Origin of the sequence: Brevundimonas sp. (assembly GCF_046299535.1) — a bacterium.
In the GTDB taxonomy this organism is placed as follows: domain Bacteria; phylum Pseudomonadota; class Alphaproteobacteria; order Caulobacterales; family Caulobacteraceae; genus Brevundimonas.
Genome location: NZ_JBKBIB010000001.1, coordinates 70,112 through 84,793, shown reverse-complemented (window position 1 = coordinate 84,793; position 14,682 = coordinate 70,112). Strand labels below are relative to the sequence as shown.

The 14,682-nt window shown below is 68.7% G+C and carries 13 protein-coding genes; 8 read left to right on the top strand and 5 right to left on the bottom strand.

The window, feature by feature from the left end; all coding sequences use genetic code 11:
• Positions 1 to 64 precede the first annotated feature (64 nt).
• A complete protein-coding gene (locus ACK4FB_RS00420) occupies positions 65 to 1,918 on the top strand; it encodes a DNA polymerase III subunit gamma/tau (protein WP_409746533.1) in 1,854 nt (617 codons plus the stop codon).
• 60 nt (positions 1,919 to 1,978) lie between these two features.
• Here ACK4FB_RS00420 and ACK4FB_RS00415 read toward each other — a convergent pair whose 3' ends face one another.
• Both ACK4FB_RS00415 and ACK4FB_RS00410 read right to left on the bottom strand, forming a co-directional pair.
• Entirely contained in the window at positions 1,979 to 4,849 is a 2,871-nt protein-coding gene (locus ACK4FB_RS00415; protein ID WP_409746531.1) for a M16 family metallopeptidase, read from the bottom strand.
• A 79-nt stretch (positions 4,850 to 4,928) separates the two neighbouring features.
• Positions 4,929 to 5,591, bottom strand: a complete 663-nt coding sequence (locus tag ACK4FB_RS00410) for a Fe2+-dependent dioxygenase (protein ID WP_409746529.1) — start codon at positions 5,589 to 5,591, stop codon at positions 4,929 to 4,931.
• Positions 5,592 to 5,703: 112 nt separating this feature from the next.
• Between ACK4FB_RS00410 and ACK4FB_RS00405 the strand changes: the two genes are divergently transcribed.
• The 4 genes from ACK4FB_RS00405 (at position 5,704) to ACK4FB_RS00390 (ending at position 10,072) form a co-directional block, all read left to right on the top strand.
• Positions 5,704 to 6,009: a hypothetical protein gene (locus ACK4FB_RS00405; RefSeq protein WP_409746527.1), complete on the top strand. Its 306-nt coding sequence runs from the start codon at positions 5,704 to 5,706 to the stop codon at positions 6,007 to 6,009.
• Positions 6,010 to 6,124: 115 nt separating this feature from the next.
• Positions 6,125 to 7,228, top strand: a complete 1,104-nt coding sequence (locus ACK4FB_RS00400) for a DUF5694 domain-containing protein (protein WP_409746525.1) — start codon at positions 6,125 to 6,127, stop codon at positions 7,226 to 7,228.
• 94 nt (positions 7,229 to 7,322) lie between these two features.
• Entirely contained in the window at positions 7,323 to 8,078 is a 756-nt protein-coding gene (locus tag ACK4FB_RS00395; protein WP_409746523.1) for a hypothetical protein, read from the top strand.
• Positions 8,079 to 8,170: 92 nt separating this feature from the next.
• Positions 8,171 to 10,072, top strand: a complete 1,902-nt coding sequence (locus tag ACK4FB_RS00390; RefSeq protein ID WP_409746521.1) for a M1 family metallopeptidase — start codon at positions 8,171 to 8,173, stop codon at positions 10,070 to 10,072.
• A gap of 67 nt (positions 10,073 to 10,139) precedes the next feature.
• On the opposite strand, the gene ACK4FB_RS00385 is transcribed toward ACK4FB_RS00390, so the two are convergent.
• The gene (locus ACK4FB_RS00385) at positions 10,140 to 10,571 is read right to left on the bottom strand and encodes a DUF488 family protein (protein ID WP_409746519.1); all 432 of its coding nucleotides are present in this window, start codon (positions 10,569 to 10,571) and stop codon (positions 10,140 to 10,142) included.
• 106 nt (positions 10,572 to 10,677) lie between these two features.
• Between ACK4FB_RS00385 and ACK4FB_RS00380 the strand changes: the two genes are divergently transcribed.
• Both ACK4FB_RS00380 and ACK4FB_RS00375 read left to right on the top strand, forming a co-directional pair.
• Positions 10,678 to 12,555, top strand: coding sequence for an ABCB family ABC transporter ATP-binding protein/permease (locus tag ACK4FB_RS00380; protein WP_409747065.1), 1,878 nt, complete (start codon positions 10,678 to 10,680; stop codon positions 12,553 to 12,555).
• Positions 12,556 to 12,674: 119 nt separating this feature from the next.
• Positions 12,675 to 13,187 carry a hypothetical protein gene (locus tag ACK4FB_RS00375; RefSeq protein WP_409746517.1) on the top strand — a complete coding sequence of 171 codons (513 nt, stop codon included), beginning with the start codon at positions 12,675 to 12,677 and terminating at the stop codon, positions 13,185 to 13,187.
• Positions 13,188 to 13,206: 19 nt separating this feature from the next.
• On the opposite strand, the gene ACK4FB_RS00370 is transcribed toward ACK4FB_RS00375, so the two are convergent.
• Both ACK4FB_RS00370 and ACK4FB_RS00365 read right to left on the bottom strand, forming a co-directional pair.
• Entirely contained in the window at positions 13,207 to 13,770 is a 564-nt protein-coding gene (locus tag ACK4FB_RS00370; protein ID WP_409746515.1) for a hypothetical protein, read from the bottom strand.
• The gene (locus tag ACK4FB_RS00365; protein WP_409746513.1) at positions 13,767 to 14,276 is read right to left on the bottom strand and encodes an RNA polymerase sigma factor; all 510 of its coding nucleotides are present in this window, start codon (positions 14,274 to 14,276) and stop codon (positions 13,767 to 13,769) included. Before ACK4FB_RS00365 ends, ACK4FB_RS00370 begins: the two co-directional genes overlap by 4 nt.
• Before the next feature lie 112 nt (positions 14,277 to 14,388).
• Here ACK4FB_RS00365 and ACK4FB_RS00360 point away from each other — a divergent pair, with 112 nt between their 5' ends.
• A complete protein-coding gene (locus ACK4FB_RS00360; RefSeq protein WP_409746511.1) occupies positions 14,389 to 14,676 on the top strand; it encodes a hypothetical protein in 288 nt (95 codons plus the stop codon).
• Positions 14,677 to 14,682 lie beyond the last annotated feature (6 nt).

Sequence of the window (14,682 nt, the reverse complement as noted above, 5' to 3'; positions counted from 1 at the left end):
CGAAACTGTTGGAAATCGAGCGCGCCGTCTTCGCAGCGGCGGACTTCGCGCGCTATGACAGGGCATGAGCGACACGGACCTGAAATCGGACGGGCCTCCCTGGGAGGACGACGCCCTCGACGGAGGCGAGGCTGACTCCGAAGCCCAGGAGCGGGACCCCAACACTGAAGACATGTTCGGCGCCCCTGCAGAGCCGGCTTCCGCAGCACAGATCGAAGCCCCTGCGCCCGCCCCGCCGCCGACCTCTGACGTCGCCTACACCGTTCTGGCGCGCAAATACCGGCCGCTCACCTTCGAGGACCTGATCGGTCAGGAGGCGATGGTGCGCACGCTCACCAACGCCTTTTCCAGCGGCCGCATCGCCCACGCCTTCATGCTGACCGGGGTGCGCGGGGTGGGCAAGACCACCACCGCCCGCCTGCTGGCCCGGGCGCTGAACAACGAATCCGACACCATCGACCGCCCCTCCCTGGCCCTGACAGCCAATGGCCGCCACGACGCGGCCATCATGGAAGGCCGGCACATGGACGTCATGGAGATGGACGCCGCCAGCCACACCGGCGTGGGCGACATCCGCGACATCCTGGACAGCGTCCGCTACGGCCCGGTCGAGGCGCGCTACAAGGTCTATGTGCTGGACGAGGTGCACATGCTCTCGACCCAGGCCTTCAACGCCCTGCTGAAGACCCTGGAAGAGCCGCCGCCCCACGCCAAATTCGTCTTCGCCACCACCGAAATCCGCAAGGTGCCGGTGACGATCCTGTCGCGCTGCCAGCGTTTCGACCTGCGCCGGGTCGAGCCCGAAACCCTGTCCGAACACCTGGCGAAGGTGGCGGACAAGGAGGGCATGAAGATCGACAGCGAGGCCCTGGCCCTGATCGCCCGGGCCGCCGAGGGATCGGTGCGCGACGGTTTGTCCCTGCTGGATCAGGCCCTGGTCCAGGCCGAGGGCGGCCAGATGGTCAGGGCCGAGGTGGTGCGCGACATGCTGGGTCTGGCCGACCGCACCCAGACCATCGGCCTGTTCGAAAGCCTGATGGGCGGCCGCACCCCCGAGGCGCTGGAGATGTTCCGCCAGCTCTACGGCTTCGGCGCCGATCCGACGCAGGTGGTCAACGATCTGCTGGAGCACTGCCACGCGGCGTCAGTGTCCAAGATGCTCGGCCCGGCCGCCACTCGCCTGCCCAATGATCAGGCCCAGAGGCTGGCGGCGCTGGGCGCTTCCATCTCCGCCGGATCCCTGTCGCGCGTCTGGTCCATGCTGCTCAAGGCCCACGAGGAGGTGCGCCGCGCGCCAAATCCGGCAGACGCGGTGGAGATGGCCATCGTTCGCCTCGCCTACGCCGCCGACCTGCCCGGTCCGGAAGAGGCGCTGAAGAAGCTGCAGTCCGGCGACCCCATGGGCGGCGGCGGCTCCGGGCAGTCCGCGCCGCGTGGCGGGGGCGGCGGAGGCGGGGCCAGCGCCCAGATCGCAGCGCGGCCCAGCGCCCAGGCCGAGACGCTTCCCGATCCCCAGACCTTCGACCAGACCGTCGCCCTGATCGGGGAGAAGCGCGACATCGGCCTGCAGATGGACGTGCAGCGCTATGTACGCCTGATCGCCTTCAAGCCCGGCGCCATCACCTTCGAGCCGGTCCCCGGCGCGCCCCACGATCTGGCGCGGCGGCTGGCCTCCCGTCTCAAGGACTGGACCGGCCGCACATGGCTGATCGCCGCCAATGGCCAGGGCGGCGGCGAGACCCTGATCGAGCGCGACCGTCGCGAGAAGGACGTGGCGCGTCAGGCGATTCTCGACGATCCCTTCGTCAGGGCGGTCATGCAAACCTTCCCGGGCGCCGAACTGGGCGAGGTCCGCACCCTGGCGCCCGCCGCGCCCGAAACGCCGGCCATCCCGGACGATGATCCCGACGAGAGTTGACGGGGGCAGGCGCGTTCCGGCTCCCCCGCCGAAAAGGGAGCCGATCGCATCCGCTCGTTGCTATCGCAACGTGGCGCTGTCCAGGTTCAGGTCTTCCAGCGCTATGACCTCGGTCTGCGGATAGGCGGCCCGCAGATCGTCGATGAACAGGGACGCATCGCCGACGATGACGAGGCTGACCTCGTCCACAGCCAGGGCCCGCCCGGCGGCGGCCTGCACTTCGGCGGGCGTGACGGCGTTGACCCGCCCCGCGTACTCGGCCAACTCGCTCATGGGCAGGTCATAGAGTGCCAGGTTGGCGACCCAGCTTCCCAGACCGTCCACGGTCTCGAGCGACCGGCCGAAACCGCCCACCAAAGTGGCCTGACGCGGGCCGAGATCGGCTTCCGAGGCCGGTTCCGCCGACAGCCTGGCCAGTTCGGCCAGGATCAGCCCGGCGACCTCGGCGGCGTTTTCATTGGGCGTCTGGGTCGAGGCCGTGAACACCCCCTGCTCCGCGCGCGCCCCAAGCGAGGCGCCGGCGCCGTAGGACAGGCCGCGCTTGATACGGATTTCCTGGTTCAGACGCGATGAGTAGCCTCCGCCCAGAAGATTCGCGCCCACCAGCAGCGGATAATAGTCGGCGTCGTCCCGCGCCACGCTGCGGCGCGCGGCAACCACCGCCGCCTGTCCGGCGCCGGGCTGGTCGATCACGACGACGCGCGCGGCGACCGACGCTCCCGCCGCATCGTCAACGGTCGCCGCCGGAATCGAGGGCTCGGCCCAGTCGCCGAAAGCCTGCTCGGCCAAAGCGTAGGCCGCCTCGGGCGTGATGTCGCCAGAGAACACCAGGGTCGCCGTGGAGGGGCGCCAGTTGGCGGTATGGAAGGCGGCCAGATCGTCACGCGTGATCGCCGGCACGGTGGTCAGGGTGCCCGACCCCGGCGCTCCATAGGGCGCGTCGCCGTAGATCACCCGGCCCGCCGCCTGGGAGGCGATGGAGCCCGGCTGGCTCAACGCCACCCGCAGGCCGTCCAGGGTCTGGCTCTGCTGACGCTCCAGCTCTTCGGCGGCGAAGGCGGGATCCCGCACCAGCTCGGCCATAAGGGTCAGGGTCTGGCCGAACACGTCGGAGGGCGCGTTGGCGTAGACATTGGTGAAGTCCACGCCGGCGCCTGCCCCGACGGCCGCGCCCAATTGCTCGATCTGGGTGGCGATCTCCGGCGCCGACAGGCGTGAGGTGCCCTGGGTGATGAGGCTGGCGGTCAGGGCCGCCACGCCGGCGCGCCCCTGCGGATCATCGGACGATCCTGCATCAAAGCTGAGCCGGGCTGAAACCAGCGGGAGGGTGTTCGTGGGCGCCACCAGAACGCGCAAGCCGTTGGTCAAGGTGTGCTCACTGACGGTCGGGGTGAGCGGCGCCAGGGGTTCGCCCGGATGAGGCAGGGGAATGCGTTCCGCCTCCGGCGCCAGGGTCACCGGCTCGCCAGCCTCGACCATGTCGGCCAGAGAAATCGGCGCGGCTACCTCAAGGGGCAGGTCGCTGGGGGAATTGGCATCGTCGGCGTTCAGATAACGAACAGTGACGGTGCGCTGGTCGGTCAGGTAGCGTCGCGCCACCCGCTGAACGTCCGCCGCCGTGACGGATTGCAGGGCGGCGATCTCGTTGTCGGCGGCGGCCGGGTCGCCGGTCATGATGAGCGACCAGCCGAGCGCCATGGCGCGCTGGTCCACCGTCTCGCGCTCACGCAGGGCGGCGGCGACCAGTTCGTTCTTCGCTTCATCCAGCTCGGCCGCGCTGACAGGCGCGTCGCGCAGACGCGCGATTTCGGCGCGGATGGCGGCGATTCCGGTCCCGGTGTCGTGCTCGCCCGCCATGATGGCGTAAGCCGCCAGATACCCGGCCTGCTGTTCAAAGCCGGGCATGGAGCTGGCCTGGGCCGCGATCTGCTGATCATAGACCAGCGAGCGATACATGCGCGAGGATTCCCCCGTGGACAGGATGCCGTCCAGAATCGTCAGGGCCGCGCGGTCCGGGTGGCTGTAGGGGACCGTCGGCCAGGCCAGGACGACCGCCGGCAGAGGCACGTTCGGCGCATAGAAGGTCGCCTCCCGCGGAGCGGTGATGTCCGGCTCGGCCACGTCGTGGGTCGGCATGGGACGGTCAGGCCGTTCGATCGGGCCGAAATACTGATCAACCCAGGCGTCCAGTTGCGCCTGATCGAAATTGCCCGCCACAATCAGGACGGCGTTGTCCGGGCGATAGTAGGTGGCGTGGAAACGTTGCGCGTCTTCCAGGGTCGCCGCGTCCAGTTCCGGGATCGATCCGATTCCGGGACGGCGGTACGGATGTTCCTGGTACACCACTTGCGGCATGAACAGGCCGAACAGACGGCCGTAGGGGCTGGCCAGAATTCGCTGGCGATACTCGTTCTTCACCACGTCGCGTTCGGAATCGAAGCTGGCCTCGTCCACTACCAGCGAGCCCATGCGCTCAGCCTCGGCGAACAGGATACGCTCGATGTGGTTCGCCGGCACCACCTGATGGTAGGTGGTCATGTCGTTGGTCGCGAACGCGTTGTTGAAACCGCCCACATCCTCGGTCAGCCGGTCAAAGGTTTCTTCCGGCAGGTTGCGCGTGGCCTTGAACATCAGATGTTCGAACAGGTGAGCGAAGCCGGAGCGACCCTGCGGGTCGTCCTTTCCGCCGACGCGGTACCAGACCTGGACCGTCACATTGGAGGTGTTGACGTCGCGCGCTGAATAAACCTCCAGCCCGTTTTCCAGCACCCGGCGCTGGAAGCCCAGGGGGGGCACCTCGACGCCGGCCGGCGCCTGGGCGACCACTGTATGGGCGGATGCGCCGGAAGCCTCGAAGGCGACTGCGGGCAGCGCCGCTCCCATCAGAAGCGCCGTGGCGGCGGCGGTGACGATCAGGCGGCGTTTGAACATGGAAGCTCCCCTTGCAGACCATGTGACCATAGGCGCGCGAACCGAAGGCCGCACCTTACTGACCTGTAATGTGAGGGGCTCAGGTGTCGGCCCACATCCGGAGCAGGTTGCCGATGGTCTTGTCGGCGAGCAGGCGGGGCTCTCCTTCGGGCGTCGACCAGCGCAGGCGCTCCAGATCGAACAGGATTTCCCGCTGGTCCTGACGCCGGACCAGGGACTGGATCCACCCCACGGCGGCAAGGCGCTCGCCGGCGGTGACGGGGGTGACCCGGTGCAGCCGGCCGGTCTGGTAGATCACCGCTGAGCCGGCGGCGGGGCGAAACTCGCGCTCCCCGTCCAGATCGTCCAGCAGCAGGGCGCCGCCTTGATAGGTTTCGGGATCCGACAGGAACAGGGTGAAGCTGAGGTCGGTGCGCATCCGCTCTCCGTCCTCGCTGCGCATGGCGGCGTCATCGGTGTGCAGGCCGTACTGCTGGCCCCGGGAATAGCGCGAGAAAATGAGGTTCGACCACCGGGCCGGGCGTACCAGCGGAGGAAATACCGGGTGCCGCTCCAGCGCATCCTGCACGAAGCGGGCCAGGGCCTGGACCCTGGCGTCGTCGCTCCGGGCCTGAAGGTTCTCCTTGACCTTGCGGGCGGCCGGACCAGCGGTGGTCCGGCCGTCCCGGAACGGCGTCGTGGCCAGCGCGGTTCGGACGCGTTCGAGGTCGTCAGCAGACAGGACATCGGCCAGAACGATCACGGGGGGGGGCTCCATCATCTTCGGTCTGATCGTTGGCGCCCGCAACCGTGGAGCGCAACCCCGCCGCCAGCTTGAGCGTTGCAGCCCTGAACAATCGAAGGAGGGCCCGCCCATGACCGCTCGCTACAAACCCCTGACCGCTCTTGCCGTCGTGGCCGCCCTGTCGCTGGGGGTCGTGGCCTGCACCGAGGCCGAGCAGCAGCAGGCCGAACGGGACGCCGAAGTCGCCGGGGAACGGATCGAGCAGGGTGCGGCCGAACTGGGCGAACGAATCGAGGCGGGCGCGATGAAGGCCGCGCGCGGCGTTGAGGACATGGCCGGAAGCGCCGCCGAGCGCCTGGAAAACAACCAGCGTGAAGCCGCCGCCGAAAGCCGCGACGGCGCCGTGGACCCGGATACGGGCGAACGGGTGGAGTAATTCATTTCCGCAGCTCGACGGCCAGACGAGTGCTGGCCGTCATTAAATTACTGTCATGCGCATCCGCAGGGCTGTCGCGAGGGCTCTCCTTCCAAATGTCGAAGGAAGAACCGCCATGCGCGTCATCGCCGCTTTCGCCCTGATTCCGATGCTGCTGGGACTGGCCGCCGCACCCGCCCCGGCCCAGACGCCGGGTGCTTTCGATCCGCGCGAGCACCGGCACCGCCTGCACGGAGAACCGACCCGGGTGCTGGTTATCGGCACGCCCCATCTGTCCGGGACGCCGGATGATTTTGACCCCGCTGTTCTGGAGCCGCTTCTGGAAAGGCTGGCGGCGTTCGGTCCTGATGTCATCGCCATCGAGAATCTCTCCGGCGAGAGCGTGCATGCGCTCAAGACCTATGAGGCTGTCTATCCGGAAAGCGCCGACTGGTTCGGCGGACGGTTCCTGCGTCTGGCCGCCGTTGCGGAAGCGGAGACCGGCCTGGGGATGCCCGCCGCCGAGGCCGAGGCCCGCCGCCTGCTGGCCGCGTTTCCCGAAAACCCGACGCCCGCCCAGCGCCGCCGACTGGCGGCCGTGCTGACGGCTGCGGGTGACGCCCATTCGGCCCTGGTGCAGTGGTGGCGCCTGGACGCAGCCGAGCGCCGCGCCGGGGATGGGATTTCGGACGAGCTCGCTGGTTTGCTTGATGAATACGAAACGCGCCGCAACGAAAGCCATATGATCGCTGTGCGTCTGGCGGTTCGTCTGGGTCTGGACCGCGTTTATCCCGTTGATGACCACCACGGCGACGACATCATGGGTGACGGCGTGATAGACGATATGCGGGTCTTCATGGAGCAGGAGGACTTCGCCGCCCTAATCGCCTCGCCGGAGTTCCAGTATCTGGCCGAGGCTTCCCAGCGCCTCGGAACGCCTGAAGATGCGCTGGAGACCTACCGGTTTCTGAACAGCCCCGAGGCCGGGATCACAGACGTGCTGGGACAGTGGGTCAGCATGATCGACCGCGCCAGCCCCAATAGCGTGGGACGAGTCCGCATCGCAGAATGGGAGACCCGCAACCTGCGTCAGGTGGCCCATATCCGCGAAGCCGTGGCCCAGTCCCCGGGCGGGCGGGTGCTGGTGATCGTAGGCAGCGCGCACAAGCCCTGGTTTGACGCCTATCTGGGCATGATGATCGATATGACGGTGGTGGATGCGGGGGAGGTGCTGCGCTGATTTGTGCCGGGTCACTTCGGCGTCTGAGAAGCATTTGCATCTTTGGCGCTCCGGTCTATAGGTCACGGACCTTTCCGACCGGAGCGCTCTTCCCATGTCCGACACCCGCCTGTTCCGCCCCCGTCTGTGGACCGCCGCCGGCTCCGCCCTGCTGATCGCGGGCGTCGCCGCCTGTTCCGACCAATCCGGCGAGGCCCCGGCCCAGCCGACCGCCGCGCCTGCCAGCGCGGCCGGGGAAGGCGAGGGCGAGGGCGGTGAAGCGGGCGCGGTCAGCGCCTATGGCGCGGTGCCGGAAGAGAGCCGTCTGGCGCTGCGGCTTCAGCATCTGAAGGGTTTCTTCCTCGTGGCCCAGGCCGCTGCGCCGGTGGAAGGCGAGGAATCCGCCGCCGCCCTGGCCGGTCAGGGCATGCTGGAAGTCTATGATCCGGCCAAGGCCGACTATGACGCCGCAGGCGTGGACGAGGACGTGCTGCGCCGCGCCGCCGAAAGCGGGGCCCCCGGCGCGCTGAACGCCGCCATCGCCGAACTGGACCGCGCCGCGCGTCAGGCAGGCGGGAACGCCGGCGACGTGATCACCGGGCTGCTCAACATCTCGACCGGCCTCTATGCGCTGGTGGTCACCGAAGACGGCGTCGATCCGATCGAGTGGCAGCACTCCTACGGCGCGGCTCTGGCGGCCCAGCAGGTTGCGGCCCGCGACGGCGCCCTGCGACCGGTGCGCGAGGAGATCGACGCCTTCGTCGCCAACTGGACCGCCGTCACCGCCCCGACCGACCCGGCCGAGGCCACGGCGCCGGGCGCGCTTCAGGCCCAGGCCTCGCGCATCGAACTGAGCCTGTCGGGGGTCTGATCCGGGCGCGTCCCGGATTTGAACCCGGGGGGCGCGGGGCTTAAGGAGGGCCTTATGACGCCCGCCGGGCGCGCCGTTCACGGAGCCCTCTCATGATCCGCCCCTCCGCCCTGGCCATCGCGGCCGCTCTCGCCCTTTCCGGCGGTCTGTCGGCCTGTGCGACAACGCTTGCGACACAAGCTGCGGGCCCGCAGATCCCGACCCAGGTTCAGTACGTGGCCGACGCCCACTCCCACGCCCGGCCCGAGATCGCGCGCGTCCACCACGTGGACCTGAACCTGATGGCGGACTTCGACCGGCGCATGCTGGCGGGCACGGCCAGCCTGGACATCACGGCCGAACAGGGGGCGAATGAGATCATTCTGGATATCCGCGACCTGGACATCCACGGCGTAAGCTCGGACGACGGCCCGCTGGACTACACCATCGGCGAGGAAAGCCCCTTCATGGGCAAGCCGCTGGTCATCGCGATCCCCTTCACCGAAGGGCGCATCCACATCGATTACTCCACCCGGCCCGACGCGGCGGCCCTGCAGTGGCTGACGCCCGAACAGACTGCCGGCGGGCGACTGCCCTATCTGTTCAGCCAGGGTCAGGCGATCCTGACCCGCACCTGGATCCCGACCCAGGACAGTCCCGGCATCCGCCAGACCTATTCGGCCCGCATCAGTGTGCCCGAGGGAATGACGGCGGTGATGAGCGCCGAGATGCTGACGCCGCAGGGTGAGCCGGACCCGCGCGGCCGCGCCTTCCGCTTCCGTCTGGATAATCCGGTGCCGCCCTATCTCATCGCCATCGGCGTCGGCGACATCGCCTTCCAGCCGCTGGGCGCGCGCACCGGCGTCTACACCGAGCCGTCCATGCTTCAGCGCTCCGCCGCCGAGTTCCCCGAGGTCGAGGCCATGGTCGAGGCGGCCGAGGACCTCTACGGCCCCTACATCTGGGGCCGCTATGACATGCTGGTGCTGCCGCCCAGCTTCCCGTTTGGCGGCATGGAGAACCCCCGCCTGACCTTCGCCACGCCGACCATCATCGCCGGCGATCGCTCGCTGGTGTCGCTGGTGGCCCATGAACTGGCCCACAGCTGGTCCGGCAACCTGGTCACCAACGCCACCTGGGACGACTTCTGGCTCAACGAGGGCTTCACCGTCTATTTCGAGAACCGGATCATGGAGGCCATCTACGGCCCCGAACGGGCCGAGATGCTGCGCGCGCTGGAGTGGACGGATCTGCAGGCCGCACTGGCTGAACTTCCCGAGGCGGACCAGAGCCTGCACCTGGAGCTTGCCGGCCGCGACCCGGACGAGGGCATGACGTCCATCGCCTATGACAAGGGCGCCTTCTTCCTGCGCACCATCGAGCGCACCGTCAGCCGTGACCGGTTCGACGGCTGGCTGCGCGGCTATTTCGATCGCAATGCCTACCGCCCCATGACCACGGCCATGTTCCTGGCCGACATCCGCGAACATCTGATCGCGGGTGATGCAGCGCTGGAGGCAGAACTGCAGATGGACGCCTGGATCTACCGTCCCGGCCTGCCGTCGAATGCGGTGCAGCCCGCCTCGAACGCCTTTACCGAGGTGGAGGCCCAGGTCCAGGCCTTCGTGAACGGAACGCCCGCGGCGCAGCTGAACACCGGCGACTGGGTGACGCAGGAGTGGCAGCACTTCCTGGGCTCCCTCCCCGGAACCATGACCGACGCCCAGCTGGCCGATCTGGATAACGCTTTCGGTCTGTCCCAGGCGGGCAACAGCGAGATTCTGTTCGGCTGGCTGATGATCGCGGTGCGCCATCAGTACGACCCGGCGGTCCCGGCGCTGGAGCAGTTCCTCACCGGCATGGGCCGCCGCAAGTTCACCCAGCCCCTGTACGTGGCCCTGATGGCCGAGGGCGACTGGGGCCGTCCGCTCGCTCAGCGCATCTATGAAGAGGCGCGGCCCGGCTATCACCCCATCACCACCGGTTCGGCCGATCCGGTGGTTCGGGGGCAGTGAGCTAGAGCCTGATGCTGGACCGAAATCTGAGCCCACTTGGGCTGCGCCCAACGGGACCGATTTCGGTCTAGAGGTTCACCACCTCGAAGCCGTCCTCGCGCGCCAGCCGCTCGGCGAGGACCGAGCGGTGGCACCCCGCGTGATCGGCCTCGAAGCACAGCAGGGCGACGGGCCGTTCGCGCGCCAGATCGCGCAGCTGCTCGAACGCCAGCTGACTGTCGGGCTCGGCCATGTGATCGGCGAAGATGGCGCGCATCTCGTCGATCCGGCCCTTGCGGGCGGCGTCGCGACCCGACTTGGGCGTCCCCAGCGCGCGCAGATGGACATAGTCGATGTCCGCCGCCTTCAGGCTTTCGCCCAGCACGGCCTTGGAGAACCCGGCCCGGCGCGAGGCGGCCACGGCCCGCACGTCGATCAGACGCTGGACCCCGGCGGTTTTCAGCCGCGCGATCACGGCGGCCTGGGGCTCGCCCTCATATCCGATGGTGAAAAGTTTCATGGGGTGAATATGGCCTGTCCGGCCCCGGACGCCAGCGGCGCCGGCAGTCGTTCATGCGGAAAGCCTTTCACCGGGCCCGCGTGCTCGCCATATAGGCCCCATGGCGATGCGTGGTGAGCGCTCGGGCCGTCGACGCGCCGACCCGGAGGTCCGCGCCCAGATGGCCGGGGTCGAGATGAAGGCGGAGGGACCGGGGACGCTGAACGCGCTCATGGATCTGGCGCGTCTGGTGGGCCGCTCGCGGGCGCCGCTCCTGAGAACCCGTCTGACCGGCGCCATCCTGCTGACTCTGATCGGCAAGGCGCTGGGCGTGCTGGCGCCGCTGGCGCTGGGCGCGGCGGTCAACCGGCTGGCGGCTGATCAGGGCGCCGCCGTCGGCGTGGCGGCGGGATTCGTCGCCTTCGCTGTGGGCTGGGCGGTGATCCGGTTCCTGTCTTCCACCGCGCCGCAGCTGTCGGACATGGTGTTCGCGCCTGTGCGTCAGGCGGCCCAGCGGACCACGGCGGCCGAAACCTTCGCCCACGCCCTGAACCTGTCGCTGGATTTTCACCAGACCAAACGGTCGGGAACCCTGTCGCGCACGGTGGAGCGGGGCTCGCGCGCCGTGGATTTCCTGCTGCGCATCCTGGCCTTCAACCTGATCCCCACGGGGCTGGAGCTGATCCTCGCGGCGGGGGTTCTGGCGGGCGCCTACGACTGGCGCTTCGGGGCTGTGGCCGTGGCGGTGGTGGTGATCTATGCGGTGATCACCTTCGCCATCTCAAACTGGCGGCTGGAGCATCGCCGCATCATGAACGCGGCGGACTCCGAGGCCGCGGGCCAGGCGGTGGACGCCCTGCTCAACTACGAGACGGTCAAGGCCTTCGGGGCCGAGGGCCGCGCCGCCGACAGCTATGAGCGGGCGCTGGGCGTCTATGGCGATGCGGCGGTCAAGGCCAACAACTCCCTGGCGGTCCTGAACATGACCCAGGGCCTGATCATGAACGTCGGCCTCGGCGTCATGGCGGTCATGGCCGGGTTCGAGGCGGCGGCCGGGCGCATGGGGCCGGGCGACGTAACCGCCGCCGTGCTGATCCTGATTTCCCTCTACGCCCCCCTGAACATCCTCGGCTTTGCCTATCGCGAGATCCGCCAGTCCTTCATCGACATGGAGGAGATGCTGAAGGTCACGCGCCAGTCGCCCCAAGTGGCCGATGCGCCGGACGCCCTGGACCTGCCGCCCCCCGCTGACAACCGGGGCGGGGCCGTGGTCTTCGAGGGCGTGGGCTTCCAGCACGCCTCGCGCGCCACGGGTCTGGACGACATCAGCTTCATCGCCGCGCCGGGAACGACCACGGCGCTGGTGGGGCCGTCGGGGGCGGGCAAGTCCACCATCGTCAAACTGGCCCTGCGCCTGCTGGACCCACAGGTCGGACGGGTGCTGATCGACGGGCTGGACGCCCGCGCGGTGACCCAGGCGTCCCTGCGCCGGGCCGTCGCGCTGGTGCCGCAGGACGTGGCCCTGTTCAACGACAGTCTGGCGGTCAACATCGCCTTCGCGCGACCGGGCGCGTCCGAGGCCGAGGTCTGGGCCGCCGCCGACGCCGCTGAACTGGGCGACTTCATCCGGGGCCTGCCTGAGGGCATGGAGACAAAGGTGGGCGAGCGTGGCCTCAAGCTGTCCGGCGGCGAGCGCCAGCGGGTCGGCATCGCCCGCGCCCTGCTGGCCGATCCGCGCATCCTGATCCTTGACGAAGCCACCAGCGCCCTGGACAGCCGTACCGAACAGGCCATCCAGAAGACCCTGTGCAAGGCCCGCGCCGGACGCACCACCCTGGTGGTCGCCCACCGCCTGTCGACCATCGCCGACGCCGACCAGATCCTGGTGCTGAAGGACGGCCGCATCGTGGAGCGCGGGACCCACATGGAGTTGGTGGCCCGTCAGGGCGGCGAATACGCCGCCCTATGGCGCAAGCAGACCCGCGGCGCCCGCACGGTGACCTGACCGTCGACAGGTTTCGTGGTCTTGCCGAAGGTCCGGTTTCGTCGCCAAACTGAAGCGGAAATCAGGGCGCACGCCCGAATGGAGGCAGAATGTCCTTTAGGCTTGGTCTGGTCGGAGCGATGGCCCTGTCCGCCGTCTCAGCGGCAACCGCGCGGGCGGAAAACACCGTGCTGGACTGCGAGGTCCAGGTCCAGGTTCTTTCGCTGCCCGATGGTCGTGTCGTAGGCGAAGCCGAGGATCGCGGGACCTGGAGTCTGAGCATCCACCCCGGCGAAAGGACGACCATCCACCTCACACGATCAAACGCCTACCTGCCACCCAACGTCTTCCTGAAGGATCCTCTCGCCAACCATATTGATGACGACGTCTGGGTCACCGACGATGCATACAGGTTCTGCCTCGAAGCCTTTGGACGCTGCGGCGAGGCCTGCATCGAGATCTATGAAGCCTGCGGATCAGAGATCACGGATCGGCATGTGGAGGCCGGCTGGCATCGCGTCCATGAGGCGCGGCTCGACCGGCGCCGGAGCACCTTCGAGGTCATGATCGACGTCTTTGATCCGGCCGTCGGCGCGCTGAGGCGCCAAGTGTATTCAGGGCCTTGCACCCGACTGCCCGAACCTCGGTTTTGAGCGGTCAAGGTATGGCCTTCTAGCCGCCGTTCAGATCATCAAGCGCGGCCCTGTGCGCCTCGATGCGCTTTGTGCAGCGGTTCTGGTGACGCAGGTAAAAAGCCAGGCAGCCCAGCAGGAACACGGCCGCCCCGGCGTATAGTGCGACCGGCGGCCCCTCGACCGCATCGCCGGCGGCTGCGGCCCCGCCGAACACCGCCGCGCCCATGCAGACCGCTATCCCCGCCTGCGCCCAGCGCCGACCCGCCTGGGCCTGACGGATGGCGGCGTCCAGGGCCTGCTCCGGCGTGTCCAGATCATCGGGCGTCGGCCCGCCGCGCGCCCAGAGCGTCATGGCGGCGGCGAACAGGCCGAAGATCACCGCGCCTGAACCCAGCAGCCAGTGGGTCTCCGGGCGGGTCGCCAGCACCCAGCCTCCGATGATCGCGGCGAGCACACATCCCGCCATCTCGAAGATATAGTTCAAGCGGCCCAGCCGGCTGCGGCGGCGCACCTGCCGGGCAAGGTCGGCCAGTCCCTGATCGTCTCGGCTTGGCGCGGTCCAGGCGTCGCTCAGGTCGGTCCAGTCTTCGTTCGGCGTCATGACGAGGCCTCCGGGTTCATCAGATCTTTCAGGGCCGCCTTGGCGCGGGTCAGGCGGATGGAGACGGCGTTGGCGTTCAGGCCCAGCATCGGGCCGATCTCGGCGGGGCTGAATCCCTCCAGCGTCAGGACCGCGGGCTGGCGCAGAGACAGGGGCAGGGCCCGCACCGCCTCGGTCAGCCGCGCCCGCAGATCCTCGGCCTCCACCTGATCGTGGGGCGTGGGATCGTCGGACGGCATGGCCTCGTCCAGCGGCGCGCGGCGCGGCTGCACCGCCTCCCTTGAGACATGGGTCACGGCCCGGTTGTGGGCCACCCGCGCCAGGAACGCCTTGATCGGCGCTTCGCCGCGAAACCGGGGCAGGGCGCGCCAGACCGCCAGCAGGATGTCCTGCTCCAGCTCGCGGCGCCGCTCGGGATCGGCTTCATAACTGCCGGCGATGCGGCGCAGCATCGGGCCGTGCTGGGCCATCAGCGTCTCGAAGTCCCGGTCTCGTCCCAATCCCATGCCCCCGACCATCGGCGATACGATTTCCACCGTCACCTCTGAAAGACTCCCGGCGGAGGCGAGACTTTCATTTCCGAAGGCGGATTTCCGCCGATTGAATGAGGAGACCCCCATGACCATCGAAACCCCCGCCGCCGCGCCGGAAAAGACAAGCGTCCTCAAGAAGGGCCGCGGCTTTCTGATCGGGCTCAGCATCGTCGTCGGCGTCGCCGCTGTCGCCGCCTGGATCGCCCTGGGCGTCGGGCTCTACATGGATGTCTCGCGTCAGACCCGCATCATTCTGGCCGTGGTCGCCGCCGTAGCCACCGAAGCCCTGTTCTGGAGCGTCGCCGCCACCCTGGGCCTGTCGGTGTTCGAGGCGCGCAAGCGCATCTGGCGCAAGATCACCGGTCGGGGCTGAGCGACG